The organism is Aquirufa beregesia (assembly GCF_011090385.1).
GTDB lineage: Bacteria > Bacteroidota > Bacteroidia > Cytophagales > Spirosomataceae > Aquirufa > Aquirufa beregesia.
Genome location: NZ_SEWW01000010.1, coordinates 113,994 through 116,517 on the forward strand (window position 1 = coordinate 113,994; position 2,524 = coordinate 116,517).

Consider the following 2,524-nt stretch of genomic DNA (forward strand, 5'->3'; position numbering starts at 1 on the left):
AATCCGTTATTCTCCACACTGTTGAATAACAGAGATTAATAGCAGGGGTCAACGGAATTGCATTCTGCGTTGAATCCTTTATTGTCCACTTAGAGTAAAAACATTAAGCGAACGAGTTTAATGAAAACATTAGAGTAGAACTTAAAAGATAAACGATGATGTATAATTCATCATTTATAATTTATCCTTTAAGTATTGCCTCCCTCCTACTTCAACGGAAGTAAGGAAATAGGGAAACGATGTAATTGATTGGTAGGCAACTACTAAGAGATTACACAAGGTTCTTTGACATATTGTGAGAATAAAGTAAAGAGTAAGAGCAAAAATAGATAGCGATTGCCTTCGGGCATGAAGATATTAGAGAGTAAGTGAAATAAGGGCGTATGGGGGATGCCTAGGCTCTTGGAGGCGAAGAAGGACGTGTTAAGCTGCGATAAGCTTCGGGGAGGTGCACAAGACCCTTAATCCGAAGATTTCCGAATGGGGCAACCCACTAGATTGAAGATCTAGTATTCTATTTAAATAGAAGGCAAACCTGCTGAACTGAAACATCTAAGTAAGCAGAGGAAGAGAAAACAAAAGTGATTCCGTAAGTAGTGGCGAGCGAACGCGGATTAGCCCAAACCAGTGTTGTTGCGGCAAGACTGGGGTTGTAGGACTTCGATATCGATGGATTAAATGAACGAGAACTGTCTGGGAAGGCGGGCCGTAGAAGGTGAGAGCCCTGTATTGGTAAGTTTATTTCATTGTAGGAGTATCCTGAGTAGGGGGGGACCGGAGAAATCCCCTTTGAATCTGCCGGCACCATCCGGTAAGGCTAAATACTACCAAGAGACCGATAGTGAACGAGTACTGTGAAGGAAAGGTGAAAAGTACCCTGAGTAAGGGGGTGAAAAGACCCTGAAACCATACGCTTACAAGCGGTCGGAGCCCTTTCGTGGGGTGACGGCGTGCCTTTTGCATAATGAGCCTACGAGTTACTTTCACTGGCGAGGTTAATCACATAGATGTGAGCAGCCGGAGCGAAAGCGAGTCTGAATAGGGCGCTTAGTCAGTGGGAGTAGACGCGAAACTTTGTGATCTACCCATGAGCAGGTTGAAGCTCCGGTAAAACGGAGTGGAGGACCGAACCAGTTTACGTTGAAAAGTATTTGGATGACTTGTGGGTAGGGGTGAAAGGCCAATCAAACTGAGAAATAGCTCGTACTCCCCGAAATGTTTTTAGGAACAGCCTCGGGGTCAAGTTTTAAGCAGGTAAAGCTACCGATAGGACTAGGGGGAGTCAAATCCTACCAAATCCTGACGAACTCTGAATGGCTTAAAATATACCCGGGAGTGAGGGTTGGGGTGCTAAGGTCCCAATCCGAGAGGGAAAGAACCCAGACCAACAGCTAAGGTCCCAAAATCTTTACTAAGTTGAACTAAGGAAGTCTGATTGCAGTGACAGCCAGGATGTTAGCTTGGAAGCAGCTATTCATTTAAAGAGTGCGTAACAGCTCACTGGTCGAGCGAGGCGGGCATCGATAATAAACGGGCATCAAGTAAAGTACCGAAGCTTTGGATTATATTTATATACTGGTAGGGGAGCATTCTGATTGCGGCGAAGGTTGAGCGACGAGCTTGGCTGGAGCGATCAGAAAAGCAAATGTAGGCATGAGTAACGATAATGAGGGCGAGAAACCCTCACGCCGAAAGACTAAGGTTTCCTCAGCTATGCTAATCAACTGAGGGTTAGTCGGGGGCTAAGGGTCTAGCGAGAGCGACAACCTAATGCACAACAGGTTAATATTCCTGTACTTACTTATTGGGCAAATAGATGACGGAGAGAATGGGTTACCAGATACTGACGGAATAGTGTCTTTGAGAGGCGGCAGCAATGCCAAAACGAGTGTAGCGAGTGATCTTCCAAGAAAAGTCTAGGCGTGTATAACTAATAAGTAACCCGTACCGTAAACCGACACAGGTGGTCGAGAAGAATATTCTAAGGCGCTCGAGTGAATCACGGCTAAGGAACTCGGCAAATTAACCCTGTAACTTCGGGATAAAGGGAGCCTCGAGTAATCGAGGCCGCAGAGAAATGGCCCAGGCGACTGTTTAACAAAAACACATGGCTTTGCAAAATCGAAAGATGACGTATAAGGCCTGACACCTGCCCGGTGCTGGAAGGTTAAGGGGGGATGTTAGCCGCAAGGCGAAGCATTGAACTGAAGCCCCAGTAAACGGCGGCCGTAACTATAACGGTCCTAAGGTAGCGAAATTCCTTGTCGGGTAAGTTCCGACCTGCACGAATGGTGTAACGATCTGGGCACTGTCTCAGCCGTGAGCTCGGTGAAATTGTAGTAACGGTGAAGATGCCGTTTACCCGCAACGGGACGGAAAGACCCCATGAACCTTTACTATAGCTTAGCATTGAGTTTTGGTACTGGATGTGTAGGATAGGTGGGAGGCTATGAGCCGGTGTCGCTAGGCATCGGGGAGCCAACGTTGAAATACCACCCTTCTTGTACTGGAATTCTAATCCCTA

General features: G+C 46.5%; 1 rRNA gene. It reads left to right on the top strand.

The features are described from left to right. Positions 1–363 precede the first annotated feature (363 nt). Positions 364–2,524 (top strand): 23S ribosomal RNA (locus EWU23_RS14450); the annotation flags it as partial.